Consider the following 25,384-nt stretch of genomic DNA (forward strand, 5'->3'; position numbering starts at 1 on the left):
CGGAAGTCCGCGGAGACCACGCGCCGGCGCCTGTCAGCTGCCTCACAGCGGGATCTATTCTGGAACTACGACTTCCCCGTAACAACCCAGGCCCGCAAGGCCCACAGCACTGGAGCCCACACATGATCATCGGTGTCCCCAAAGAGATCAAGAACAACGAATTCCGCGTCGCCATCACCGCTGCCGGCGTCCACGAATTCCGCACCCACGGCCACTCGGTCCTGGTGGAGCGCGGCGCGGGCCTGGGCTCGGGGATCACGGACGAGGAATACGCCATTGCCGGCGCCGAGATCGTCGCCGACGCCGATGACGTCTGGGCCCGCGCCGACATGGTCATGAAGGTCAAGGAGCCGGTCAAGGCCGAATACCACCGCTTCCGCAAGGGCCTGATCCTCTTCACCTACCTTCACCTGGCCGCCGAGCCGGAACTGACGCAGGAGCTCATCAACAGCGGCGTCACCGCGATCGCCTATGAGACCGTCCAGGAAGGCCGCACCCTCCCGCTGCTGGCCCCGATGTCCGAGGTTGCCGGCCGCCTGTCCGTCCAGGTGGGCGCCACCTCGCTGATGGCCCCCGCCGGCGGCAAGGGCGTGCTGCTGGGCGGCGTCCCAGGTGTCCGCCCGGCCAAGGTGGTTGTCCTCGGCGCCGGTGTCGCCGGCACCAACGCCGCCGCGATGGCGCTGGGCCTCGGCGCCGACGTCACTATCCTGGACATCAACATCAACCGGCTGCGTGAACTGGACGCCCAGTATCAGGGCCGCCTGAAGACCGTTGCCTCCAACGCCTACGAGATCGAAAAGTCCGTGGTGGACGCCGACCTCGTCATTGGCTCCGTGCTCATCCCGGGCGCCAAGGCCCCCAAGCTGGTCACCAACGAGCTCGTCTCCCGGATGAAGCCCGGCTCCGTGCTGGTCGACATCGCGGTGGACCAGGGCGGCTGCTTCGAGGACACCCACGCCACCACGCACCAGGAACCCACGTACAAGGTCCACAACACGATCTTCTACTGCGTCGCCAACATGCCCGGCGCCGTCCCGAACACGTCCACCTATGCGCTGACCAACGTCACCCTGCGCTACGCCGTCTCGCTGGCCAACCTGGGTGTCAAGGCGGCGTTCGAGCGCGACGCCGCCCTCGCCGCCGGCCTCAACATCGCCGGCGGCAAGGTGGCGCACCGCTCGGTGTCCCAGGCGCACAACCTGCCCCTCGTCGCCGACTGGCACGAGCTGGTCTCCGCGTAGGTCTCAGTCAGCCGTTTGAACGGCAGTCATCCAACGCGTGCTGCTCCTTCGTCGCTTTGACGCACGCCTTCTGGATGGCTGCCGTTCAAACGTTAAGGCCGCTGCGTCGCCAGGGCGCGGGCCTGCTCGATCAACCTCAGCACCGCCACGGCGTCTGCCGGATCCACCGGGACGGGCAACGCCGAGGCGGCCCCGCCGTCGGTGATCTTCGCCGCCAGGATGCGGTAGAACTCCGGGTAGGCGCCGCGCTCGGTGGGCAGGCGGTCCAGGTGGCCGTCCCGGCCCCTCAGCCCGGCCCGGTCCGGGTCCTCGAGCCCGTAGTCCGGATCGAGGGGGCTCCCGCCGGCGACGATGTACGGCTCCTGCGGGTCCACGCCGTGCTTGGTGAAGCCGCCCCCGCTGCCCAGGAGGTGGAAACGGGGTCCCTGCTGGGCGCAGAGCATGTTCATCCACAGGTGGCTGGTCACCCCGGAGCTGTGCCGCAGGGCGAGGAAGACGTCGTCGTCGGTCTTCTCTCCCGGCCGCCGGGCCGTCAGTTCCGCGTGCGTCACGGTCGCCGGCCCGAACAGCTGCACCGCCTGGTCCAGCAGATGGGTGCCGAGGTCGAAGAGTACCCCGCCGCCGTCGTCGGCCGTCGCGGCCGCCTTCCAGGCTTTGGCGACCACCGGGGACCAGCGTTCGAAGCGCGATTCAAACCTGGTCACGGTGCCCAGGGCGCCGCTGTCCAGCAGGGCGCGGACGGTCAGGAAGTCACCGTCCCAGCGCCGGTTCTGAAACACGGTCAGCACCCGCCCCAGCCGCCCGGCGAGGCCGATCAGCTCCTCTGCCTCGGCGCTGTGCACCGCGAACGGTTTGTCCACGACGACGTCGAGTCCGGCCTCCAGCGCCGCTTTCGCGAGCGGGAAGTGGGTGGCCGGCGGGGTCCCAAGCACGAGCACGTCCAGCTCGCCGGCAAGTTCCAGGACGGCGGCCGGGGTGTCGACGATCCTGGCGGCCGGATACCGGGCGGACGCCGCGGACTTCCTGCCGGGGTCCGAGGTGGCGATCACGTCGAGGGAATAGGCGGGGTTGGCCGCGAGCAGCGGCGCGTGGAAGACGCTGCCGGACAGGCCAAAGCCGGCGACAGCTGTGCGGATGGGCCGGGTGGACTCGGTTGTCATGGCTCCACGCTACCCCTGCGCACGGCCCCGGTTCCCGGGCGGAACGCCGACGGCCGGCACCCCCCGGCGATTCGGGGAGTACCGGCCGCGGCTGGCTGCTTGTGGGGCTGCCTAGCCGGGGGCTACTTCTTTTCCCAGCCGATGGTGGTCCAGTCCGGAACCTGGGACAGGCTCTTGAACAGGGACGGGCCGTAGTTGGCCAGCCCTGTGCGGACGAAGGAGATCTGCGGGCCGTTCATCACAACACCCATGGAGAAATACTTCTCCATGTGCTTCTTTTCAACGGCCATGGCCGCCTTGTTGCGCTCGGTGTTGTCCGCGATGGTGGAGAGCTTCTTGATCTCGGCGTCCAGTTCGGCGTCGCCCAGTTCGTTCTCGTTCGTCTTGGAATCGTAGAACTGCTTGACGGAATCGGTCGCATCGGAGCCCACGGTGTAGCCGGAGACGCTCATGAAGAAGTCGCGGCTCCCCAGGACCTTGCCGAAGTCGGCGGAGGCGCGCTGGTCGATGCCGACGTCCATGCCGCCGGCCTTGAGCTGGTTCTGCAGGGTCTGCGCGAAGGCCAGGGTGGTGGGATCGTCACCGAAGTTGCTGATCTTGAAGGCGGCGGGGACGCCGGCCTTCTCCATGATGCCTGCGGCATTGGCCGTGTAGCCGGCGTCGGTCAGGACCTTCTTGGCGGCTTCGGGGCCGGTTTCCTTGACGGGGTAGTTGTCCTCGTAGTACTTGGAGAACGGCAGCAGCATCATCGATCCTGAGCTGGTTTCTTCCCAGTTCAGGCCGTTGAAGCGGACCTTGCGCAGTGCTTCGCGGTCGACGGCGGTGAAGATCGCCTTGCGGATGGCGACGTCGTTCATCGGCGCCTTCTGGGCGTTCAGGTTCAGGCCGCCGGCGAAGAGGCGCTGGCCGCGGCGGATCTCGGAGTTCTTGGTGCCGTCCAGCTGCTTGTACGGCGTGATGGTGTTTGCGGAAACACCGTCGATTTCACCGTTCTTGAAAGCGGCAATTGCGGCACTGCTCTCGAGCTGGCGGAAGACGACCTTGTCCAGGACCGGCTTGGTGCCCCACCACTTGTCGTTCTGGGCGAGGGTAACGGTCTTGGCGGCGGCGTCGTACTTGTCCAGCTTGAACGGCCCGGCCATCCATTCGGGGTGCATGTCGCCGGTGAAGCCTTCGTTGAAGAGCGCCGGGGTGTTCACGGCCGGGTGGATCAGGCCGGTGAAGAGCGCGTCCAGCGGGTAGACCGGCTGGGTGGTGGTAACAATGACTTCCTTGGCGCTGGAGCCGGCCTTGACGGATTCCACGAACTCGTACGCGCCGGAGCTGACGATGTCGATGTCCTTGTTTTCACCCTTGAGCATCGTCGCGGTGTTTTCGAACGTCTTGACGTCGATGGGGGTGCCGTCGTTGAAGGTGGCCTTCTCGTTCACCTTGATGGTGATGGTCTGCTTGCCGTCCTTGACCTCGCTCTTGACGTCCTCGCAGAAGTCCTTGTTCGGGGTGGCGGTGCCGTCGAAGTCGAAGTTCCAGCAGCCCCACGTGCCGGCCTGGTCGATCGGGCGGTGCAGGGCGGTGTTGTCCGCGCTGTTGCCGTTGTTGGAGAAACCGTTGAAGTCCGGCCCGATGTTGCCCAGCGGCAGGGTGAGGGTGCCGCCGGGCTGCAGGTCCTTGGCGTCCTTGGCGTTGATGCTGACGAGCTTGGCGAGGTCGCTTCCAGCGTCCTGGCCCTTGGCCGCGTCCGGGCCTTTGGCGGCGCCGCCGCCTCCGCAGGCGGTCAGCGCGAGGGCTGCCGCTACGGCGGTAACGCCGCCGATCCTGGTCAGATTCTTCATGTGTTCCCCTTCATTATTCTTGTGGTGCGAGTTGTGGTGCGTGTGACTGGTAAGTCAGTTGGTTTCGTGGACAACGAGCGCGTCCGCGTCCAGTTCGCCGTCCGGGTAGAAACAGGCGAATTGCTGGTCTGTGGGGGGTGCGGGCGTCCCACCGGGCCCGGGGGCCGGCAGCGGCTCCAGCGGGGGTTCCAGGGTCAGGCACTTCTCCTGCCTGGCGGGAGGAAGCGCGGCAAACACGGGGCAGCGGGTGGCGAAGTTGCAGCCCGCGGGAGCATCGAGCGGCGAGGGCAGGTCCCCTTCGAGGATGATGCGTTCACGGGTGCGTTCCAGGGCGGGGTCCGGGACGGGAATCGCGGAGAGCAGCGCGCGGGTGTACGGGTGGCGCGGGTTGTCGAAGACGGCGTCGACGTCCCCGATTTCCACGATCTTGCCCAGGTACATCACGGCCACGCGGTTGGAAATGTGGCGCACCACGGACAGGTCGTGCGCCACCATCAGGTAGCTCAACCCGAGTTCGGCGCGGAGCTTGTCCAGCAGGTTGATGACGCCGGCCTGCACTGAGACGTCCAGGGCCGAGACCGGCTCGTCCAGGACCACCAGTTTGGGGTTCACGGCGAGGGCCCGGGCAATGCCGATGCGCTGGCGCTGGCCGCCGGAGAACTGGTTGGGGAAACGGTTCACATGGTCCGGCTGGAGGCCCACGAGCTCCATCAGTTCCATGATCCGTTTCCGGATCTGGGCCTTGGCCATGCCCGCGTTCTCGAGCGGTTCGGACAGGACTTCAAAGACGGTGAAGCGCGGATCCAGTGCTCCGGTGGGGTCCTGGAACACCATCTGGAGTTCCTTGCGCATGGCGCTTTTGGTCCTGGCGTCGGAGGCTTCCTTGTTGCTGAGGCCGCCGATGACCACCTCGCCGTCCTGGTCCTTGTGGAACTCCATGATTTCCAGCAGCGTGGTGGTCTTGCCGCAGCCGGACTCGCCGACGATCGAGAAGCACTCGCCCTCACGGATATCGAAGCTCAGCCCGTCCACGGCCTTGACCGTGCCGATCCGGCGCTTGAGCAGGGCACCTTTAAGCAGCGGGAAGTGCTTCTTCACGTCCCTGAGCTCCAGCACGGTCCGGCGCTCCTCTCGGGGGATCGCGTCGAACCGGGACACCGGAACGGCGGGCGCCCGGAAGATCTCATGGACGTCCACTTCGAGGCCCAGGGAGTCGGTCTTGATGCAGGCGGCCTTGTGCGGCATTCCGCCGTCCAGGTTTTCTCCGGCGACGGCCCACAGCTCCGGCTCACCCTGCAGGCAGGAGTCGCTGGCCAGTGGGCAGCGCGGCGCGAAGGAGCACCCCGTAGGCGTGTGGACCAGGTTCGGCGGGATGCCCTCGATCGGCACCAGGGATGTCTTCTCAGCGATGTCCACGCGGGGGACCGCGCCGAGCAGGCCCATCGTGTACGGCATGCGGGGGTTGTAGTAGATGTCATCCACGCTGCCGGTTTCCACCGGCTTGCCGGCGTACATCACCATGATGTCATCCGCCATGCCGGCGACGACGCCGAGGTCGTGGGTGATCATCACGACGGCGGCGCCGGTTTCCTCCTGCGCGGTGTGGAGCACCTCGAGGACCTGCGCCTGGATGGTCACGTCCAGCGCCGTCGTCGGCTCATCGGCGATGAGCACGCGCGGGTTGTTGGCGATTGCGATGGCGATCATGACGCGCTGGCGCATGCCGCCGGAGAACTCGTGCGGGAAGGCCTTGAACCGGTCCTTCGGGCTGGGGATGCCCACAAGGGCCAGAAGTTCGACGGCGCGGGCCTCCTTGGCCCGTTTGGTCATGGTGGGGTTGTGGACCGTGAGCGCCTCGATAATCTGGTTGCCCACCGTGTAGACTGGGGTCAGCGAGGAGAGCGGGTCCTGGAACACCATGGCGAGGTCGTTGCCGCGGTGCCGGCACATAGCCTTGTCGCTGAGGCCCAGCAGTTCCTTGCCGTTGAGCCGGACCGAGCCGGAGATCTCGGCGGTCTCGGGCAGCAGGCCCATGACGGCCATGGACGTGACCGACTTGCCTGAACCGGACTCGCCCACGATTCCAAGCGTCCTGCCGGCGCGGAGGTCGAAGTCGATGCCGCGGACGGCGTGCACCACGCCGTTCTCCGTGTTGAAGCGGACGTTCAGGTCCCGGATCGAGAGCACGGCATCCGCCGGGGCATCATCTGGCGCGTGCAGCCCGGCGACGCGGAGGCGCTCGGCCGTGGAGAGGGTGCTGGATTCGGCGCTGGCGGTCATTTCGCTGCTCATTTGCTCGTCTTCTTCTTCTTGGCACTGCCAATGGAGCCGGAGCTGGGGTCAAACGCGTCACGCAGTCCGTCATTCATCATGGCCAGCGAGCCGGTCAGCAGGAACATGACGGTCAGCGGCACCCAGAACATCCACGGGAAGGTGGCGACCTGGGAGGTGGCCTGGCCGATCAGCACGCCCAGGCTCACGTCCGGGACCTTGATGCCGATGCCGATGAAGGAAAAGGCGACCTCGGCCAGGATGGCGCCGGTGACGCCGCGGGTGATGTCCAGGACCAGCAGGGAGCCGATATTGGGGACAAGGTGCCGCCAGACGATGCGCCGCGGCGGGATGCCCATATACTGCGCCGCCTTGACGAAGTCGCGCTGCATGAGGGACATGGAGAGGGACCGGATGAGCCGGGCAGTGCCCATCCAGCTGAAGACCAGCAAAACGATGATCAGCAGCAGCCAGCTGGGAAGGGTCTCCTGCAGGCCGTTGCCGCCGCCGCTCGTGGCCACAGCCACAACCAGCAGGGCCGGCATCATGATCAGGGCCTCGAGGATGAACAACATGACCTTGTCCGCCTTCCCGCCGAAGTACGCCATGGTGCAGCCGTAGACGGCGGCGATCAGCACCGAGACGAGCCCGACCACGAGGCCGATCAGGATCGAGATCCGGGTGCCCTCCACCGTGAGGGCGTAGAGGTCGATCCCGGCCTGGGAGGTGCCCAGCAGGTGTTCCGCCGACGGGGGCATACCGATGTTGAAGGGGTCGATCGCCTCCTTGTCCCAGCTGGAGAAGAAGCCGCCGACGAAGGAGAAGAGCGTCAGGGCCAGAAAAATGACCAGTCCGGCGACGGCGGTCTTATTGCGCAGGAAGCGGCGGAGGATGATCGTGGACTTCGCAATGACGACGTCGCCATCTTCGATCTTGGCTTCATCGGCGACGGCGGCCAGGTCGATCGTGTTCAGGTTGGTCATGGCTACTGCACCCGCACTCTCGGATCAACAAGCGTGGTGGCGAAGTCCGCCAGGATGGCGCCAATCGCGAAGATCACGGAGCCGTAGGCGAGTGTCGCCGTCGCCGCGTTGACATCCTGCAGCGAGATCGCGTCGATGCTCCAGGAGCCGACGCCGTGCCAGGCGAAGATCTTCTCCGCGAAGAAGCCGCCGGCGAAAATGGCGGGGATGGTGAACGCAATACTTTGGGCCACCGGGATGAAGGACACACGCAGCGCGTGCCGGGTGATGGCCTGGTTCCGGGTGAGGCCTTTGGCCCGGGCCGTCCGGACAAAGTCGGCGTTGACGTTGTCCAGCAGGTACTGCCGCTGGGCGATCTGGTACGTGCCCCAGCCCACGATCGTGATCGCGAAGGTCGGAACCGCATAGTGGGCCAGCATGTCGATAAATTGCGCCCAGCCGTCGCCCTCCAGTCCGGGGGTGGAGATGCCGGTGACGAAGAACAGGCGTTCGCCCACGGTTTCGTTGATGTTGATGGCCCCGAGCTGGACCAGGAAGTAGGCGATCGGCGCGGGCACGATGTACACGAGGTAGCTGTAGGACGTGATGACCCGGTCCGAGGCCTTGTACTGGCGGGCGGCTGTGTACACACCCAGGGCGACGCCGATGATCAGGGTCAGGATGATCGAGGCCAGGAACAGCCGGGTCGAGATCCAGACCCGGTCACCGAATTCGGCATTGATGAAGGCGCCGTTGGGGCTGCGCCCCCAGTCCCAGCGGGTGAGGATGCCCGTGAGCCAGTCGACGTACCGTTCCCACGGGCTGAGATCCGGGTCGAGGCCCTTGAGCCGGAAGGAGTTGGCCACCTGCTCGGGCGTGGGCCGCGGGATCCGCTCCTGCTCCAGGAGCGCCGGCTTGAGGGTGGAAACGGCCAGGAAGTACCCGGCGGTGGTGGTCAGGAAGATCATGAACGCATACGTGAGCGCACGTTTGGCGAGGTAGCGGAGCATGGGGCGTCTAGTTCCGGATCGCCGTGGCCTGTGCGGTTCCGGTCGCCGTCGGGCGGACTTGGTCAGCCTGCCCGGCCGCCGGATTCTGAGCAAGATTCACAAGTGGATCCTTCCGTAGTCCCCCTCGGGCAGGGGGTTTACCGCTGCCCATCCGGGATCAAGGCCAGCGGGTGCCTGGCCGCCCGCGCGCCTTTCGGCAAGCCCTGGTGGACTATGTTGCGGGTCACATTCCAGAGGAAACTATCACATGCGCAGCACCAGGGTCCGCGTCACAGCCGCTCAACGGGCAAGTCACGTACCAGATTGTTATGAACAACTCACGTGACAGGATGTGACACCGCCCGGGAGTCCTGGGCAGCCTACGCTCCGCGTACGACTCGCGTGACAAGGTCCCGCCAGGATCCGGCGAGCCGCTCCGGGGCGAGGTTGTGCGCCTCCACCGCGTGCAGCAGGCGCTCGGGCTCCAGCGTGGCGCTCAGCGAGGCGGCCATCAGCCAGGGGTCCGCCGTCACACCGGCTTCACGCAACAGCATCTCCAGATGCCGGCGCCAGAGCACCGCGGCGGGGACATCGAACCGGTTGTACGGGGACTCTTCGGCTGCCCGCGCCAGCTCACCGAACTCCAGCACCCAGGCAATGCGCTCGACGCCGAAGGCAATGAGACGCTCCAGCGGCTCCGCCCCGGGACCCAGCGGCGGCGGACCGAACATGAACCTGCCCTGGAAAGCGGCCTCGGCATCGCTAAGCAACGTCATCATCAGCCCGGCCCGGCTCCCGAAGCGCCGGAACACCGTCCCCTTGCCTACTCCCGCGCGCTGCGCGAGGGCGGCCATGGTGAGCCCGGCGGCCCCGCATTCCTCGATGAGCCCCCGGGCGGCCCGGAGCAGCAGCTCGCGGTTCCGAGCCGCGTCGCGGCGCTCGGTGTCTGCGGCGGGCTGGGCAGAGTTCCGGGGGCCGCCCTGCCCTCCGGGCCGGATGGGGATCAAGCTCACACGGCACATTGTAGCCCGCGGAAATATAAACGGACCGCAGTCCGTTTATAACTCGTGAAGGCCCCCACAGCCTCAACGATCAGCCAGCCGCGGATCCGCCGCGGCGCGATGCATAGGAGTTCACATGCCCACGAACACCGTTCTCACCCTGGTCGGCAGCCTCCGCGCCGATTCCACCAACCAGAAGCTCGCCGAAGCCATCCAGCTGAACGCGCCCGATCACGTGGAGGTTGTCATCCACGACAGCCTCGGCAACATCCCGTTCTACAACGAGGACATCGACGTCGAGGGCCAGGTTCCCGACGCCGCTGCCGCCCTGCGCGCCGCCGCGAATGCCGCCGACACCTTGCTCCTGGTCACGCCGGAACACAACGGGACCGTCCCGGCCTCCCTCAAGAACGCCATCGACTGGCTGTCCCGCCCTTACGGCGCCGGGGCCCTGAACGGCAAGCCGACCGCCGTCGTCGGAACCGCCTTCGGCCAGTTCGGCGGGGTCTGGGCCCAAGACGAGGCCCGCAAGGCTGCCGGCATCGCCGGCGCTCGGGTACTGGAGGACGTCAAGCTGGCCGTGCCCGGTTCCCTGGTCCGTTTCGCCGAAGTCCACCCGAAGGACGACGCCGAGGTGGTCGAACAGATCAAGGCCGTCTTTGACGCAATCTCCGAGGCCCGGACTGCTTCCGCAGCCTAGCCCCGTTTCGCCCCCGGCATCGACGCCCCCGGCCGCCAGCGCCGGGGGCGTTCGTCGTCCGCGGGCTCAACCCCTCTCCATGCCCTATCTGTGAACAAACGTTGTCTCTAAGACAACACGGGTTGTATCCTTGGGATTGTGACCCACGAAACACTTAATGCCGCCGCAGAAGTACTTCCGGCCGAGGCAATCGACGCAATCGAACGTGCGGCTACGTCCGCCCACCGCCACGAGGAACTCTTCTCGGAGCGCGCAGCAAATATCAAGCAGTCAGCGGTCCGTGACGTCTTCGACATCTCGATGCGCCCCGGCCTCGTCTCGCTCGCCGGCGGCAGTCCGTACCTTCAGTCCCTGCCGCTGGAACGGCTTGGCCAGACTGCCGCGAAGATCATCGCGGAACAGGGCATGACCGCACTGCAATACGGTGGCGGCCAGGGCACCGAGGAACTCCGGCGCCAGATCTGCGAGGTCATGGCAGCGGAGGGCATCACCGACGCGAAGCCGGAGAACGTCGTGATCACCGCCGGTTCGCAGTCCGCGCAGGACGTTGCGACCAAGGTATTCTGCAACCCGGGGGACGTGGTCCTCGTCGAGGACCCCACCTATGTCGGCGCGCTCAATACCTTCGAGGCCTACCAGGTCCAGGTCGCTACCGTGCCAATGGATGCCGACGGCATCGTCCCGGACCTCCTCGAGGCGAAGATCGCCGCCCTGCAGACCGCCGGCAAAAACATCAAGTTCCTCTACACGATTCCCAGCTTCAACAACCCCTCCGGCATCACCCTCTCCGCAGGCCGCCGCCAGCAGGTTGTGGATATATGCCGAAATGCGAATATTTTGGTTTTGGAGGACAATCCCTACGGTCTTCTCCGCTTCGACGGGAAGCCCCTGACCCCCCTGCGCGCCGGAAACCCGGACGATGTCATCTACATGGGGTCCTTCTCGAAGATCTTCGCGCCCGGTCTGCGGATCGGCTGGGCGCTCGTGCCTGCACACCTGCAGCGCCGCTACTACCTGGCCTCCGAGGCCGTCACGCTATGCCCGCCGACCCTTAACCAGATGCTGGTCTCCGCGTACCTGCGGGACTACGACTGGCGCGGCCAGATCGAAACGTACCGGGGGCTGTACAAGGAACGCTGTGATGCGATGCTCGCGGCCCTGGACGACTACATGCCTGCGGGCCTGAGCTGGACCCGACCGGAGGGCGGCTTCTTCGTCTGGGTGACTTTGCCGGACGGGGTGGACACCTACCCGCTGCTGGCCACGGCGATCGACGCCGGCGTGGTGTTCATCCCCGGGGCGGCATTCACGGCGTCGGATGAGCCGTCCAACAAGATCCGGCTGGCCTTCAGCGCGGTGCCGCCTGAATCCCTCCGCGAGGGCATCCGCCGGCTGGCGCCGGTCCTGCGCGAAGCCATCGCGGCGCTGTAGCCTGAACTGCGGCGCTAGCCTGACCATTGGCACATGGCCGAAGACGATCGTTGACCCAAGGAGCACTTTTATGACCGGAATTATTGTTGTCGGCGTCGATGGCAGCGAAACTGCCCTCAAGGCCGCGCACACCGCCCGGGACCTGGCGGTCTCCCTCGGGGCGACCCTGCACGTGGTCAGCGCCTTCGACAGCGACCGTACCGAAGTCTTCGGTAGCGGCAACGACCAGTGGATCGTCTCCGATGCCGGCGAAGCGGAGAAGGTCGCCAAGAGCGTCGCCAACAGCCTCCGGACGCAGGACATCGACGTCACCTACGCCGCGGCGCGGGGCAAGCCCGCGGAAGCCCTGATCGACGAGGCCGGACGCGCCGGCGCGCAGCTGATCGTCGTCGGAAACAGGCGGATGAAGGGCCTCGGCCGGGTCCTGGGGAGCGTTGCGAACAGCGTGGCCCACAACGCTCCCTGTGACGTCTACATCGCCAAGACCGACACCGCCGACTAGGCCCTACGCGTTCCGGCCCGGGACGGCCGGAGTCTTCAGCATCCGGCGCAGGATCTTTCCGGAGGAGGACTTCGGCACGGCGTCGATGAATTCCACGCGGCGGATCTTCTTGAACGGAGCCACCCTGGCTGCCACGAAGTCCATCACCGCGGCCTCGTCGAGCCGATCGCCGTCGTCACCGGGCTGGCGCACCACAAACGCCATCGGCACTTCCTGGCCGTCGGCGTCGGGCGTTCCGATCACGGCGGCGTCGGCGATGCCTGGGTTGGTGAGGAGCAGCGCCTCAAGTTCCGCGGGGGCGATCTGGTAGCCCTTGTACTTGATGAGCTCCTTGAGCCGGTCCACGATGGTGACAACACCGTCGGCCCGGACCGTGGCAATGTCCCCGGTATGCAGGAAGCCGTCCGCGTCGAGGGTATCCGCCGTTTCCTCGGGCCGGTTGAGGTAGCCGAGCATCACGTTCGGGCCGCGGCACAGCAGGTGGCCGGGAGCGCTGGTGCCCTCCGTGGGGACCTCAATCTCCTCCCCCGAGGCCGGATCCACCAGGCGGCATTCCATGTTCGGGACGGTGTAGCCCACCGAGCTGACAGGCAGGTCCGTGGCGTCCACCGGGATCAGGTGGGATACGGGGCTCATCTCGGTCATGCCGTAGCCCTGCAGCACCCGGCAGCCGAGGCGTTCGGCCAACTTGGCGCCGAGCTCGCCGTCGAGCGGGGCGGCACCGGAAAGTGTGGTGTGCACGGAGCTCAGGTCATAGTCCCCTACGAGCGGGTGCTTGGACAGGGCGACGGCAACAGGTGGTGCAATGAAGAGATAGCTGCACTTGTGTTCCTGGATGATCCGCAGGAACTCGGCGAGCTCGAACTTCGGCATGGTGACCAGGCAGGCCCGCTCACGCAGGGCCAGGTTCAGCAGCACTGTCAGCCCGTAGATGTGGAAGAAAGGCAGCAGCGCCAGCAGCCGGTCGTCGGTGGCGACCTTGAGCAGGCCGCGGGCCTGCTCCGCGTTCGCAATCAGATTCCGGTGGCTGAGCATGACGCCCTTGGGCCGGCCCGTCGTCCCGGAGGAATAGGGCAGTACGGCGATGTGTGTGGCCGGATCGAAGCTGACCTCGGGGGCCGGCGCGCCCGAGCCCAGCAGATCCCGCAACGACGGGTGGCCTTCGGCGCCGTCGAGCACGACGAGCCGCTCCGCCGGGATTCCCGCCTGGGCGGCAGCCTCCTGGGCGCCGGGCAGCAGGGCGGAGACCGTAAACAGCCACTGTGCCCCGGCGTCGGCGAGTTGCCGGGCGATCTCATCTGCGGTGTACAGGGAGTTCACGGTGGTCACAGTGGCGCCGGCCCGCAGCAGACCATGGAAGACGACGGCGAAGGCAGGGACGTTGGGACAGAGGATCGCAGCGACCCCGTGGACACCGAGGCCCTGCGCCGCGACGGCTCCGGCCAGGGCATCGATCTGCGCCACAAGTGTCCGGTAGCTCATCTCCGCGCCTCCGGTGCCGTCGACGAGGGCGATCCGGTCCAGGTCGGCCTCCTCCAGCCCGCCAAAGAGGTACTCGTACATGCTCACATCGGGAATTTCCACATCGGGGAACGGGCTCGAAAACACGCAACATCTCCTTTGATCCGCGTCCGCCCGGCTGGCGGCGGCTGGTGCCACTCTAATGCCGTCCGGGGTGCCGGGACAGGAATGCACGGATATGACCCGCGTCGCGGCCCGCGACGGGCAGGAGCGTCGCAGCGGCTACGGGGTCAGTCCAGCAGGAGGGCGGGCTCTTCGAGAATAGCGGCGACGTCGGCCATGAAGCGCGCCGAGAGGTCCCCGTCCACCACCCGGTGGTCGAAGGAGCCGCCGAGCGTGGTGATCCAGCGCGGGATGACCTCGCCGTCGAGGACCCAGGGTTTCTGCTTTATGGTGCCGAAGGCCACGATCGCCACCTCGCCGGGGTTGATGATCGGGGTGCCGGTATCGATGCCCAGGGCCCCGATGTTGGTGACCGTGAGGGTGCCGCCCTGCATCTGGGCCGGCTGGGTCTTGCCGGCGCGGGCGGTGGTGGCCAGCTCGTTGAGAGCAAGGGCCAGCTCCTTGAGCGACAGGTCCTGGGCGTTCTTGATGTTCGGCACCATCAGGCCGCGCGGGGTTGCGGCGGCGATGCCGAGGTTCATGAAGTGCTTGACGTGGATTTCGGCGGAATCGCTTTCCGGGTTGTCCACCCAGGTGGCGTTGACGCTGGGGTTGCGCGCCGCGGCCCAGATGACGGCCTTGGCGAGGATCAGCAGCGGCGAGACCCTGATGCCCTCGAAGTCACGGGAGGCCTTAAGCCGCTTGACAAACTCCATGGTGCGGCTCGCGTCGACGTCCACGAAGATGCTCACATGCGGCGCCGCGAAGGCCGACTCCACCATGGCCTTCGCCGTGGCCTTGCGGACGCCCTTGACAGGGATCCGCTCGATCCGCTGTTCCTGCGGCCGGCCGGTCTTGCCCCAGAACGTGTCCGCCTGGTCCACCTCGGCATCGCGCTGGGCCTGGTAGCTGATGAGGTCCTCGCGGGTCACTTCGCCGCGGGCACCGGTGGGGATGACATCGGACAAGTCGATGCCGAGATCCCGGGCGATCTTGCGCACGGGCGGCTTGGCCAGCACCCGGCCCACGAGGCCGGTGATCGCGCCGCCGAGCGTGGGGCGCGTGTCGAGGTTCCCGGCAGCGGCCGGCGGTTCGACGCGGGCGACGGCGTCGGGACGGAGCCAGGGATCGTGGGCCTCGACGGCCGGGGCGGGCCCTGCGCTGCCTGAGCCGATCGAAACGGCAGGCTTGGCCGGCTGCGCCGCGGAAACCCGCGGGCGTCGCTTGACGGCGTCGGCCTTCGGCCCCGAACCCACCAGCGGGCCGCCGGCCGGGCGCCCGGCTGAGCCGCCGTCGTCGGACGTGTCCGCCTCAAGAGTCCCGTAGAGGGGCGCACCGCCCGCTGGCACCAGAACTGCCGGAGCCGGGGCGGCCGGCGCTGCGACGTCTCCGGCCACGGCGTCGGACACGGTAATGATGGGGGTCCCGACGTCGACCGTCACGCCCTCCTGGACCAGCAGTTCCGTGACAGTTCCGGCATACGGAGACGGCAGTTCGACGAGTGACTTGGCAGTCTCGATCTCACAGATGACGTCGTTGACGGCCACAGCGTCGCCGGCCTTGACCTTCCAGGAGACGATTTCGGCCTCGGTCAGCCCCTCGCCCACATCGGGGAGGTTGAAGGTGTGGAGAGTCATGATGTCCTTGCTTTGGGCTGCGTCTGCGGACGGGAGGGCGTCGGCAGGTGGTCAATAGGAAAGGGCGCGGTCCAGTGCCTCGAGGATCCGGTCAATGTCCGGCAGGTAGTCTTCCTCCACCTTGGCCACGGGGTAGGGCATATGGAAGCCGCCGACGCGGATGACGGGCGCCTCGAGGGAATGGAAGGCCCGCTCGCTGATCCGTGCCGCGATTTCACCGCCGATACCGCCGAAGGTCGGCGCCTCGTGGGCCACGATCAGCCGCCCCGTCTTCTTGACGGAGTCCGTGATGGTGTCGAAGTCGATCGGCGAGATGGAGCGCAGGTCGATCACCTCGAGGCTGTGCCCGTCCTCGGCGGCGGCGTTGGCAGCGGCGAGGGCCACCGGAACCAGCGGTCCGTAAACGACGACGGTGGCGTCCGTTCCCTCGCGCAGGACGTGGGCCCTGAACGGGTCAGCGGAGGTTCCGGGGGACTCCGTGTCCACCTCGCCCTTGAGCCAGTAGCGGCGCTTGGGTTCGAAGACGATCACGGGATCCTGGCAGTCGACCGCCTGCTGGATCATCCAATAGGCGTCGTGCGGGTTGGACGGGGTGATGATGCGCAGGCCTGCCGTGTGGGCGAACAGCGCCTCCGGGGACTCCGAATGGTGCTCGATCGAGCCGATGCCGCCGCCGTAGGGGATCCGAATGACGACCGGCACGGTCAGGTTGCCGTTGCTGCGGGAGTGCATCTTCGCCAGCTGCGTGGTGATCTGGTTGAAGCCCGGAAAGACGAAGCCGTCGAACTGGATTTCGCAGACGGGCAGGTAGCCGCGGAGGGCCAGGCCGATCGCCGTGCCGATGATGCCGGACTCCGCCAGCGGAGTGTCCACAACGCGGTCCGCGCCGAACTCGGCGAAGAGGCCGTCGGTGACACGGTAGACGCCGCCCAGCGGCCCGATGTCCTCGCCCATGAGCAGGGCGCGGGGGTTGTTCTTCAGCGTCGCGCGCAGGCCCTCGTTCACGGCCTTGGCAATGGTCATGGTGGTCATCAGTTGGCCGCCCCGTCGGTGCTTGCGTGGTGCGAATCGGCCGTGTCCGCGAATCCTGCGCTGTACTCCTCGAACCAGGCAAGTTCTTCGGCCACGAGGGGATGGGCCTCCACATAGGTGTTCGCGAAGGCGGTCCGGATGTCCGGCGTTTCCAGGTCATAGGTGGTCTTGCGGACGTACGCGGCGAGCTCGTCGCCGTCGGCCTTGACCTGGTCGAAAAAGGCGTCGTCGGCGAAGCCCTCGGCGCGGAGGTACTTTTCGAGGCGCTCCAGCGGATCCTTGGCCCGCCACCGGCCTTCCTCGGCGGATGCTCGGTACTTGGTGGGATCATCAGCCGTGGTGTGCGCGCCGACCCGGTAGGTGAATGCCTCGATCAGCACCGGGCCGTTGCCCTCCCGGGCCTGCTCCAGCGCCCACTCGGTGACGGCATGGACGGCGATCACGTCATTGCCGTCCACCCGGATGCCGGGGAAGCCGTAGCCCTTGGCGCGGTTGGCCAGCGGGATGCGGGTCTGCACGGAGCTGGGGACGGAGATCGCCCAGTGGTTGTTCTGGCAGAAGAACACCACGGGAGCCTGGTAGGAGGAGGCGAACACCATGGATTCGTGGACGTCACCTTCGGAGCTGGCACCGTCACCAAAATAGACCACGACGGCGGCCTTGGGCTCCGGATCCCCGACGGTTCCGTCCGCGGTTGCGGCCCCAGTCGCGGCCGCAGCGGCGAGCTTCTGGTCCCGCTGGATGCCCATGGCATAGCCGACCGCATGGGGCGTCTGGGCCGCCAGGACCAGGGTGTACAGGTGGAAGTTGGTGTCCTTGGGGTTCCACCCGCCGTTGGACACGCCGCGGAACTGGCGGAGCAGTTCGGCGAGGTCCACGTTGCGGGTCAGCGCAACACCATGCTCCCGGTACGTGGGAAAGATGTAGTCCTGCGGCTGGCTGGCACGGCCCGAGCCGATCTGCGCGGCCTCCTGGCCGGTGAGCGGGACCCACAATGCCAGCTGGCCCTGCCGCTGGAGGGCCGTGGCTTCGACGTCGAAGCGGCGGATCTTGGCCATGTCGGCATAGAATCCGCGCAGCTTTTCCGGATCAATGCGCTCGGCGTAATCAGAGAAGACGGGGTCGGAGCCCAGCTTCCCGTCGGGGCCCAGCAGCTGCACCATCGGCACGGCGGGATCGCCCAGTTGGGCTTCGGCTACAGCCTCGAGCTGGTCATTTATGCCGGTTCCGTCGAACTCGGTAGAGGGCAGATGTGTGGCGCCCATACCGTCTCCTTGCTTGCCGCATCCGAATGCGCCGCAGTCGCTGGTATATATGCCAGAAAGGGAATGCATTCCCGATCCGGCATATATTGTGGTTACTCGTCCCTACTTTATCCGCAGTGCGCAGCCCGCGGTCTTCATGTTAAGCGCTAGGAACGCCGCGGCGGCTTTGTATAGATCGCACAGAGTTCCAGGAAGCGGGTGTTTGCCTCGGCCTCCCCGATGCTGACCCGGACTCCCTCATCGCCGAACGCGCGCACCGAGAGTGCCCGTTCCCCGGCGAGGGCCGCAAATTCCGCACTATCGGCCCCTAGATTGAGCCAGACAAAGTTCCCCTGGGCTTCCGGGACGAACCAGCCGAGCTGCCGCAGTCCGGCCTTTATCCGGTCCCGTTCTTCCACCAGGCTTTGTACCCTTTCTACAACCTCGGCGAAATGCTGTAGCGACGTGACGGCCGCTGTCTCTGCTATCTGGGACACCGCGAACGGGGTGGCCGTTACCCGCACGTGCTGGGTGAGGTCCGGGTGCGAGACGCTGTAGCCAACGCGGAGCCCGGCAAGGCCGTGGGCTTTTGAGAACGTCCGCAGGACGACGACGTTGGGGTACCTGCGGTACATCTCGATGCCGTCAACGGCGTCCTCGTCGCGGACGAACTCCTGGTAGGCCTCGTCGATGACGACCACGACGTCAGAGGGCACACGCTTAATGAAACGCTCGGTTTCCTCGGTGGTGAGGATGGGTCCGGTGGGGTTGTTAGGGGTGCAGAGCAGGATCATCCTGGTGCGGGCGGTGACCGCTTCGGCCATGGCATCGAGATTGTGGCGGCCGTCGGGGGTCAGTGGAACCCGGACGCTCTGGGCGCCGGCGAGGCCGACGCAGATCGGGTAGGCCTCGAACGAGCGCCAGGCGTAGATGACCTCGTCGGACTTGCCGTCGTCATTCTGGCCCGCGAACGTTGCCAGCAGCTGGTTCAAGGCCCCCAGGCTTCCGGCGCCGGTGACAATGTCCTCCGCCGGAACGTCAAGGAACTCTGCGAGCGCGCCGCGCAGTTTGCTGCTTAGCGGATCGGGGTAGCGGTTGAAGTCTGTCTGCGCCGCGATGGCCTGCTGCACTGCAGGGATGGGCGGCAACGGGTTTTCATTGGAGGACAGCTTGTAGCTGGTCAGGCCCCCGACGGGGACGGGCGGTTTACCGGCCGCATAGCGGGGAAGGAGGTCTACGACCGGGCGTGGCCTGATGCCCCCGGCCGTGTTCTCTGATGAAGTCATGCCAGCAAGCCTACTTCCGTCCCTGCCGCTGCGGGCGGGGATATGACAGCATGGGCCCCATGAGCTCATTCTTCGTGCGGGTCATCATCAACGGCTTGGCCCTGGCAATTGCGTGCTGGCTCCTCCCCGGGCTGGATATTTCCACCCCGGGCACCGGCACCGTCTCGATCATCCTGGGGTACCTGTTCATCGGTTTGGTGTTCGGTCTCGTCAATGCCTTCATCAAGCCGATCATCAGCCTCCTGTCATTGCCGATCACCATCATCACCCTGGGCCTTTTCACTGTGGTCATCAACGCTGCGATGCTCTATCTGACGTCCTGGATCAGCAGCTACACCACGGTGAACTTCACCATCGATACCTTTTTCTGGACTGCGGTGTTCGCCGCCCTCATCATCAGCGGTGTGTCCCTCGTCGCGAGCTTTCTTCCCGCGCTCAGCCGCCGCTAGGTACGGGGACAGGAAACCCGCCGGCTACGCCGCAGGCCGCTGCGCGCGGTCCGCGGGATTGCCTTCCCTGCTGTTCCGCGGCCCCGGCGCCAGAGGAACCCGGCGCTGTGACGGCCCCGGTTCGCGCCGGAGCGAGAAACGCGTGACGGTGGCCGCTCCGCCGGCCCCCACAACTGCGGCGAGGGCTGCGGTGGAGGACTGCAGCGAGGGGTCCCTGCTCGCGGCGATGGCACTGGCCCCGCCAGCGTAGTTGACGAGCCGGTGACCGGGGCCAAGCCCGAAGTCAGCCAGTGGCGGAATGTCCAGGGCGTTAGTCAGTGTCACGGTCACCCGGTCCTTGGTATCGGGGTTCGCCAGGCCGTCGGCACCGGGCACCCAGTCCTGCTGGTGCTCCAGGTGCAGGCTGCGGATACCCGGCTCAGGGCTGATGCCGCCGACCGGCGACCCCGCCGTCAGCACAAACTTCAGATCGTACTGGGCCAGGAAGGCTTTGTCCCGGCTAAGGTTCATGGCGTGGATGCCGCCTTGGCTGTACCCCACGGCGGCTACCTGCTCGCCCGCTTCGGCGCCGGCATCCTGCAGGGCCTGGCGGATGGCTGCCGTTGTCTCCGCGGAGTCGTATCCGAGGCCCTCCGCGATGCCGGCCGCATCAAAGGGGTTTGTCCCGTCCGGCAGTCCGTCCTGTGTACCCGGGACTATCACCACCCATGCCCGCTGGCTGCCAGCCCCGAGGCTCAGGACCTCTATGTCTCCGCTGGTGGCCCCGACGCTCTCTGCCCGGAGCAGCAGCCCGGCCGGAGAGGCGTCGACGTCCTCTGTCCACGTTTCCCGGCCCGCGATGTGCACCGGCCGGGGCAGCAGGAACTCCAGACCGGGCGCGGACGCCAGCCCCCGGAGGACGCCGCGGACGCCGACGGGACCGCTGGCGCCCCCATACGCCGGGGCCCATGCGGCCGGCAGCCCGAGCAGTTCCGCCACCCTCGCCGGCGCCAGCGAGATCTCATCTTCAACGACGTCGCGCACGGTGACCGGAGGCAAGCCGAACAGCCCCCACAACGGCCCGTAGCCCAATCCCGTCTTGCCGATCCTCAGGAGAAGGGTGTTCCGTGCTTCGGCAAACTCGTATTCCCGGTGGCTTGCCCTCACCTCGCGGCAGAGGCGCTCCAGCTCGGCCCGGACCCGGCCCACGGCCTGGCCCCCCTCCCCCACGGCCACAATCGCGCTGCTGCCGCTGGTGTAGGAATCGGACTGGTACGGGAACAGGGCACGGCGCACCAGGTCCGCCTCCGCTTCTACGGCCGCCAATTCCCTCGCCACCGTTTCCAGGGCCGCGGCCCCGGCGAGCAGTTCCTCGAACTGGAAGCTGAGACCGCCGACTCCGCCCCGGATCTGGAGCGTTCCATCTACCGCCGGCACCGGAACGGGAGCGTCCCCGGAGCCGGCCGGCGTCACCTCCGGCATCAGGGACCGGGCCTGCCGGCGGACAGCATCGCGTTCTGGGCGTGCCGGAGCACTGCCGGCACGGCGTCCTCCAACATGTTCCGGGCCCGTCGGAGACCTGCCGCGTGCAGGGAGAGCGACGTCCGGTAGGCCCGACCTGCCGGCGATTGCCAGGTCTGCAATTCCAGCCGGACAAGCTGGGAGAGTGCGGCGTCAGCCCGGTCGGCGCACCGGGCAACGCGGGCCGCCAGCTGCTGGATCTCGTAGCCGCGCGACGCGCAGGCCCCGGCGTCGGCGGCTGTCAGACTGCCGCCTGCTGCGCTGGCTGTTCCCGTGGTCATGCCACCTACGCTAAGCAGCCCGCGGCCAGGGCTGAAGCGCCCTCCCGGGCTATGTGGACAACGCCCGCCGGGGGACGGAGAGGGGACAGACAGGGGACACGCACCGGCCAGCAACCGAAGACATAGGGAAAAAGCCCGCTTAAGCCGCGGCGGGACTTCGTGAAAGAATCGGGGCATGCCTGAAACTGCCGCCCCAGCCGATACCCGCACGCCGTCCGGACGCCTGGCCCTCGCCGCGTCCTCACCCCAGATTGCGCTTGGCCCGCTGGACGGCCGGTACCAGTCCGCCGTCGCGCCGCTGGTCGACTACCTCGCCGAGGCCGCGCTCAACCGCGACCGGGTCGCCGTCGAGGTTGAATGGCTCATCCACCTGACCAGCAACAGCGTCCTGCCGGGCGCCGGTCCCCTGACCGCTGGCCAGCAGGAAAAGCTGCGCGCCATCGTCACCGAGTTCGACGCCGATTCCGTCCGCGAACTCGCTGACATCGAGGCCGTCACGGTGCACGACGTCAAGGCCGTCGAGTACTACATCGGCCGCCGGCTGCCCGGCATCGGCATCGGGCAGCTGACCGCCCTGGTGCACTTCGGCTGCACCTCGGAGGACATTAACAACCTCTCCTACGCCCTGGGCGTCAAGGGCGCCGTCGAGGACGTCTGGCTTCCGGCCGCCCGCAGGCTCGTCCGGCAGATCAGCGCCATGGCCGAGGACAACCGCGCTGTGCCGATGCTCTCCCGCACGCACGGCCAGCCGGCCACCCCCACCACGCTGGGCAAGGAACTCGCGGTCTTCGCGCATCGCCTCACCCGCCAGCTGGACCGCATCGCCAGGACCGAGTACCTGGGCAAGATCAACGGCGCCACCGGCACCTACGCCGCACACGTGGCCTCCGCCCCCGGCGCCGACTGGCAGCACGTGGCCAAGAGCTTCGTCGAAGGCCTGGGCCTGGCCTGGAACCCGCTGACCACGCAGATCGAAAGCCACGACTGGCAGGCCGAGCTGTACGCCGACATTGCGCGCTTCAACCGGATCCTGCACAACGTCTGCACGGACATCTGGAGCTACATCTCCATCGGCTACTTCGTGCAGGTCCCGGTCGAGGGCGCCACCGGCTCCTCGACCATGCCGCACAAGGTCAACCCGATCCGCTTCGAGAACGCCGAGGCCAACCTGGAGATCTCCTCCGGCCTGCTCGACGTGCTGGGCTCCACCCTGGTCACCTCCCGCTGGCAGCGCGACCTTACCGATTCGTCCTCGCAGCGGAACATCGGGGTGGCTTTCGGGCACTCGCTGCTCGCGATCTCCAACGTGGCGAGGGGCCTGGAGCGCCTGAACGTCGCGGAGGAAGTCCTCGCTGCGGACCTTGACACCAACTGGGAAGTCCTCGGCGAGGCCATCCAGATGGTCATGCGCGCCGAGGCCATCGCCGGCGTCGAAGGCATGGAAAACCCTTACGAGCGGCTCAAGGACCTGACCCGCGGGCAGCGCGTCGACGCAGCCCGGATGCAGGAATTCGTCCAGGGCCTGGGCCTGTCCCCGGACGCCGAAGCCCGGCTGCTGGCACTCACCCCCGGCAAGTACACCGGCATCGCTGACAAGCTGGTGGACCACCTCACATGAGGCTCCTGCTCATCCGCCACGGCCAGACGCCCGGGAACGTCCTGGGCCAGCTGGACACCGCCCACCCGGGGCCGGGCCTGACGGAACTCGGTGAGCGGCAGGCTGCCGCCCTGGCCCGGTCGCTGGGGAATGAGCCGATCGACATGCTTTACGCGTCCACGCTGATCCGGACACAGATGACCGCAACCCCGCTGGCGGCCGTCCGCGGACTGGGCATCGAGGTGCTCGAAGGCATCCAAGAGATTGAGGCCGGGGCCCTGGAGAAGGCCACCGACCACGCGTCGCACATGCGCTACCTCGGCACGGTCTTTGCCTGGGCAGAGGGCGAGTTGGACCGCCGGATGCCGGCAGGACCCGGCGGGCACGAGTTCTTCGAACGCTACGACGCCTCGATCGCGCGGATAGTTGCCGCGGCCGGCGGCGCCGGGACCGTCGCCGTCGTCAGCCACGGCGCCGCCATCCGCGTCTGGGCAGGGCTGCGGGCGTCCAACAGGGAGCCTGGTTTTGCCGCCCGCCACATGCTGGGGAACACCGGGATCGTGGCACTGGAAGGGGATCCCGACGGCGGCTGGCGGCTCATTCACTGGGACGGCAGCCCGCTGGGCGGTCTGGTCCTGGCGGACCCGACGGCGGAGGACCCCACCGGCCCCACGCTGTAGCACCCGCCCACCGCGGCCGCCGAGTTCTCCAAAGCCTTACCCGCAGGAAACACAGCGGAAACGGGAGCCGCCTAGCGTAAATCTGCATACGACTTCGGCGAATCGAGGCAGCAATGCAGACCAACCCGCGGCTGAACATCAGGCAGGTCACGTGGACCCATCCCGTGGGCGCGGACCTGCGGGCCGCCCAGCAGGCGGAACTGGACGCCCGCTTCGGCAGCAGCGACCACGAACCGGGGCCGCCGCCGTCGGAAGCCGATACCGCGGTGTTCCTCGTGGCACACGACAAAGCCTCCGGCCAGCCCGTGGGCTGCGGCGGTCTGCGGATCCTGGACGAGCACACGGCCGAGATCAAGCGGCTTTATGTGCTGCCGTACACGCGCGGCTCCGGCGTGGCCAGCTCGATCCTGGCGGCACTGGAGGCGCATGCCCATTCTTTGGGGATCACCAGGGTCACCGCAGAGGCAGGCTCGGCCCAGCCGGACGGCCGGCACTTCTACGAGGCCTCGGGCTTTGCGCCGGTGCCGAACTTCGGGCCCTACGCGGGCGTGGAGCACTCGTACTGCTATGCCAAAGCCATCGACTCGCACACCGCCGCACACACCGCAATGGCCTAAGCGCCCCGGGCCCGCCGACGCGGCTTGCATGGGGGGTCAGCGTTCGACGGCGGCAGCCCGCCCCCGATGTTCACGGCGGGTTAAGGCCGAGGGCGCGTTCCGTTCTGCCTGGCCGACAAGACTCGTATGCCGGGGACAGGCTATTTCCTCGAATCGATAGCCATAACCGTCAATTCCGGGATTTGCCCTATAGGCTGGCCGGACAAATGCCCCCTGGGCCCGTCCAGAAATGAGTCTCACTCGTGCGCAGATTGAAAACCCTGGTTGCCGCCGCCGTCGCCGTCACCCTGCTCGCCGGCTGCGGAGCGGGCGCCGCAGCCCCCGCGGCGTCGGGAACGGCCGCCGGACCCGCCGCCGTCGCCCCCTCGGGACCACCCACCGGTGAGACCCTGATCGTCTACACCAACTCCAATGGTGAGGGCCGTGGCGAGTGGCTCACGAAGAAGGCCGCCGAAGCCGGCTTCAAGATCGAGATCGTCGGGGCCGGCGGCGCGGACGCCACCAACAAGCTCATCGCCGAGAAGAACAACCCGATTGCCGACGTCGCGTACGGGCTGAACAACATGTATTTCGAGCAGGTCAAGGCAGCCGGCGCCGTTGAACCCTTCACCCCGTCATGGTCCGGGGAAGTAGACGGCGCCAAGGGTGACAAGTCCGACAGCAAGGCTTACTGGCCGCTGGTGCAGCAGGCGATCCTCCTCGGCTACAACTCCGGGAAGTTCAGCAAGGACCAGGCCCCCAAGGACTGGACGGATCTGTGGACCCAGGATAAATTCAAGTCCCGCTATGAGCGGGTCACCGGCCTCGGCACTGCCACCTCACAGCTGGTCTTCGCCAGCATCCTGACCCGGTACAAAGACGACGGCGGCGATCTGGGCATCTCGGACGAGGGCTGGAAGCAGATCGAGGCGTACTTTAAGAACGGCACCCCTGCCGTGGCCAAGACGGACCTCTTTGCCCGTATCGCCTCGGGCGACACGGACATGGGGCAGATGCCCTCGTCCATCATCGCCGAACGTGAAAAGTCGTTCAAGGTCAACGTGGAGACGGTCATGCCGTCCGTCGGCGTTCCGCTGGCCATCGAGCAAGTCGCACTGGTCAAGGGCTCGAAGAAAAAGGATGAGGCCCTGAAATTCATCAACTGGTTCGGCAGCGCGCAGACCCAGGGTGACTGGGCCCAGCAATTCAACTCCATGCCGGTCAACAAGTCGGCCGTGGCCAAGGCAAAGCCGGAAGTTGTCGAGTTCTTCACCACGCTCAAGCAGCAGGACATCGACTGGAACTTCGTGCAGGCAAACATGGGCAAGTGGGTCGAGAAAATCGAACTCGAATACATGAGCTGACCCTGC

Annotated in this window: 22 protein-coding genes; 9 read left to right on the plus strand and 13 right to left on the minus strand. The window is 67.0% G+C overall.

The genetic code is table 11. From position 1 onward, the window contains the following. The first annotated feature begins 122 nt into the window (after nucleotides 1-122). Nucleotides 123-1,241 (plus strand): alanine dehydrogenase, encoded by a 1,119-nt coding sequence (gene ald / locus BJG92_RS05585; RefSeq protein WP_232083035.1) that lies wholly within the window; start codon nucleotides 123-125, stop codon nucleotides 1,239-1,241. A 92-nt stretch (nucleotides 1,242-1,333) separates the two neighbouring features. Here the strand turns inward: ald and BJG92_RS05590 are convergent, their stop codons facing one another. The 6 genes from BJG92_RS05590 to BJG92_RS05615 all read right to left on the minus strand — a co-directional run bounded on the left by BJG92_RS05590 (nucleotide 1,334) and on the right by BJG92_RS05615 (nucleotide 9,468). Beyond that, nucleotides 1,334-2,401: a Gfo/Idh/MocA family oxidoreductase gene (locus BJG92_RS05590; protein ID WP_232083036.1), complete on the minus strand. Its 1,068-nt coding sequence runs from the start codon at nucleotides 2,399-2,401 to the stop codon at nucleotides 1,334-1,336. A gap of 122 nt (nucleotides 2,402-2,523) precedes the next feature. Beyond that, on the minus strand, nucleotides 2,524-4,233 hold the full coding sequence (locus tag BJG92_RS05595; protein ID WP_232083037.1) for an ABC transporter family substrate-binding protein: 1,710 nt from the start codon (nucleotides 4,231-4,233) through the stop codon (nucleotides 2,524-2,526). A 54-nt stretch (nucleotides 4,234-4,287) separates the two neighbouring features. Continuing rightward, on the minus strand, nucleotides 4,288-6,525 hold the full coding sequence (locus BJG92_RS05600; protein ID WP_232083038.1) for an ABC transporter ATP-binding protein: 2,238 nt from the start codon (nucleotides 6,523-6,525) through the stop codon (nucleotides 4,288-4,290). Then, a complete protein-coding gene (locus BJG92_RS05605) occupies nucleotides 6,522-7,487 on the minus strand; it encodes an ABC transporter permease (RefSeq protein ID WP_232083039.1) in 966 nt (321 codons plus the stop codon). Before BJG92_RS05605 ends, BJG92_RS05600 begins: the two co-directional genes overlap by 4 nt. A gap of 2 nt (nucleotides 7,488-7,489) precedes the next feature. Beyond that, the gene (locus BJG92_RS05610; RefSeq protein ID WP_232083040.1) at nucleotides 7,490-8,476 is read right to left on the minus strand and encodes an ABC transporter permease; all 987 of its coding nucleotides are present in this window, start codon (nucleotides 8,474-8,476) and stop codon (nucleotides 7,490-7,492) included. Nucleotides 8,477-8,835: 359 nt separating this feature from the next. After that, nucleotides 8,836-9,468, minus strand: coding sequence for a TetR/AcrR family transcriptional regulator (locus tag BJG92_RS05615; RefSeq protein ID WP_232083041.1), 633 nt, complete (start codon nucleotides 9,466-9,468; stop codon nucleotides 8,836-8,838). A gap of 124 nt (nucleotides 9,469-9,592) precedes the next feature. Between BJG92_RS05615 and BJG92_RS05620 the strand changes: the two genes are divergently transcribed. From BJG92_RS05620 to BJG92_RS05630, 3 genes are all read left to right on the plus strand, one after another. Beyond that, a complete protein-coding gene (locus tag BJG92_RS05620; RefSeq protein WP_232083042.1) occupies nucleotides 9,593-10,156 on the plus strand; it encodes an NAD(P)H-dependent oxidoreductase in 564 nt (187 codons plus the stop codon). 138 nt (nucleotides 10,157-10,294) lie between these two features. Then, nucleotides 10,295-11,587 (plus strand): PLP-dependent aminotransferase family protein, encoded by a 1,293-nt coding sequence (locus tag BJG92_RS05625; RefSeq protein WP_232083043.1) that lies wholly within the window; start codon nucleotides 10,295-10,297, stop codon nucleotides 11,585-11,587. 70 nt (nucleotides 11,588-11,657) lie between these two features. Next, entirely contained in the window at nucleotides 11,658-12,089 is a 432-nt protein-coding gene (locus BJG92_RS05630) for a universal stress protein (RefSeq protein ID WP_232083044.1), read from the plus strand. A 3-nt stretch (nucleotides 12,090-12,092) separates the two neighbouring features. Here the strand turns inward: BJG92_RS05630 and BJG92_RS05635 are convergent, their stop codons facing one another. The 5 genes from BJG92_RS05635 to BJG92_RS05655 form a co-directional block, all read right to left on the minus strand. Next, nucleotides 12,093-13,697 (minus strand): AMP-binding protein, encoded by a 1,605-nt coding sequence (locus BJG92_RS05635; protein ID WP_232083045.1) that lies wholly within the window; start codon nucleotides 13,695-13,697, stop codon nucleotides 12,093-12,095. A 143-nt stretch (nucleotides 13,698-13,840) separates the two neighbouring features. Next, nucleotides 13,841-15,349 (minus strand): dihydrolipoamide acetyltransferase family protein, encoded by a 1,509-nt coding sequence (locus BJG92_RS05640; RefSeq protein ID WP_232083046.1) that lies wholly within the window; start codon nucleotides 15,347-15,349, stop codon nucleotides 13,841-13,843. A 51-nt stretch (nucleotides 15,350-15,400) separates the two neighbouring features. Continuing rightward, nucleotides 15,401-16,381 (minus strand): alpha-ketoacid dehydrogenase subunit beta, encoded by a 981-nt coding sequence (locus BJG92_RS05645; RefSeq protein WP_232083047.1) that lies wholly within the window; start codon nucleotides 16,379-16,381, stop codon nucleotides 15,401-15,403. Further along, a complete protein-coding gene (locus BJG92_RS05650; protein ID WP_232083048.1) occupies nucleotides 16,381-17,646 on the minus strand; it encodes a thiamine pyrophosphate-dependent dehydrogenase E1 component subunit alpha in 1,266 nt (421 codons plus the stop codon). Before BJG92_RS05650 ends, BJG92_RS05645 begins: the two co-directional genes overlap by 1 nt. Nucleotides 17,647-17,792: 146 nt before the next feature. Beyond that, nucleotides 17,793-18,911, minus strand: a complete 1,119-nt coding sequence (locus tag BJG92_RS05655) for a histidinol-phosphate transaminase (RefSeq protein WP_232083049.1) — start codon at nucleotides 18,909-18,911, stop codon at nucleotides 17,793-17,795. A 59-nt stretch (nucleotides 18,912-18,970) separates the two neighbouring features. Here BJG92_RS05655 and BJG92_RS05660 point away from each other — a divergent pair, with 59 nt between their 5' ends. Continuing rightward, nucleotides 18,971-19,360: a phage holin family protein gene (locus BJG92_RS05660; RefSeq protein WP_232083050.1), complete on the plus strand. Its 390-nt coding sequence runs from the start codon at nucleotides 18,971-18,973 to the stop codon at nucleotides 19,358-19,360. A 24-nt stretch (nucleotides 19,361-19,384) separates the two neighbouring features. On the opposite strand, the gene BJG92_RS05665 is transcribed toward BJG92_RS05660, so the two are convergent. Both BJG92_RS05665 and BJG92_RS05670 read right to left on the minus strand, forming a co-directional pair. Continuing rightward, the gene (locus BJG92_RS05665) at nucleotides 19,385-20,821 is read right to left on the minus strand and encodes a PE-PPE domain-containing protein (protein WP_232083051.1); all 1,437 of its coding nucleotides are present in this window, start codon (nucleotides 20,819-20,821) and stop codon (nucleotides 19,385-19,387) included. Then, nucleotides 20,821-21,141, minus strand: coding sequence for a hypothetical protein (locus tag BJG92_RS05670; protein ID WP_232083052.1), 321 nt, complete (start codon nucleotides 21,139-21,141; stop codon nucleotides 20,821-20,823). Before BJG92_RS05670 ends, BJG92_RS05665 begins: the two co-directional genes overlap by 1 nt. Before the next feature lie 175 nt (nucleotides 21,142-21,316). Here BJG92_RS05670 and purB point away from each other — a divergent pair, with 175 nt between their 5' ends. From purB to BJG92_RS05690, 4 genes are all read left to right on the plus strand, one after another. Further along, nucleotides 21,317-22,759: an adenylosuccinate lyase gene (gene purB / locus BJG92_RS05675; protein WP_232083053.1), complete on the plus strand. Its 1,443-nt coding sequence runs from the start codon at nucleotides 21,317-21,319 to the stop codon at nucleotides 22,757-22,759. Continuing rightward, entirely contained in the window at nucleotides 22,756-23,418 is a 663-nt protein-coding gene (locus tag BJG92_RS05680; RefSeq protein WP_232083054.1) for a histidine phosphatase family protein, read from the plus strand. The genes purB and BJG92_RS05680 overlap by 4 nt, the downstream gene beginning before the upstream one ends. 113 nt (nucleotides 23,419-23,531) lie before the next feature. Next, nucleotides 23,532-24,035, plus strand: coding sequence for a GNAT family N-acetyltransferase (locus BJG92_RS05685; RefSeq protein WP_232083055.1), 504 nt, complete (start codon nucleotides 23,532-23,534; stop codon nucleotides 24,033-24,035). A 242-nt stretch (nucleotides 24,036-24,277) separates the two neighbouring features. After that, nucleotides 24,278-25,378, plus strand: a complete 1,101-nt coding sequence (locus tag BJG92_RS05690) for an extracellular solute-binding protein (protein WP_232083056.1) — start codon at nucleotides 24,278-24,280, stop codon at nucleotides 25,376-25,378. Nucleotides 25,379-25,384: the final 6 nt, after the last annotated feature.

Origin of the sequence: Arthrobacter sp. SO5, assembly GCF_020532805.1 — a bacterium.
GTDB lineage: Bacteria > Actinomycetota > Actinomycetes > Actinomycetales > Micrococcaceae > Arthrobacter.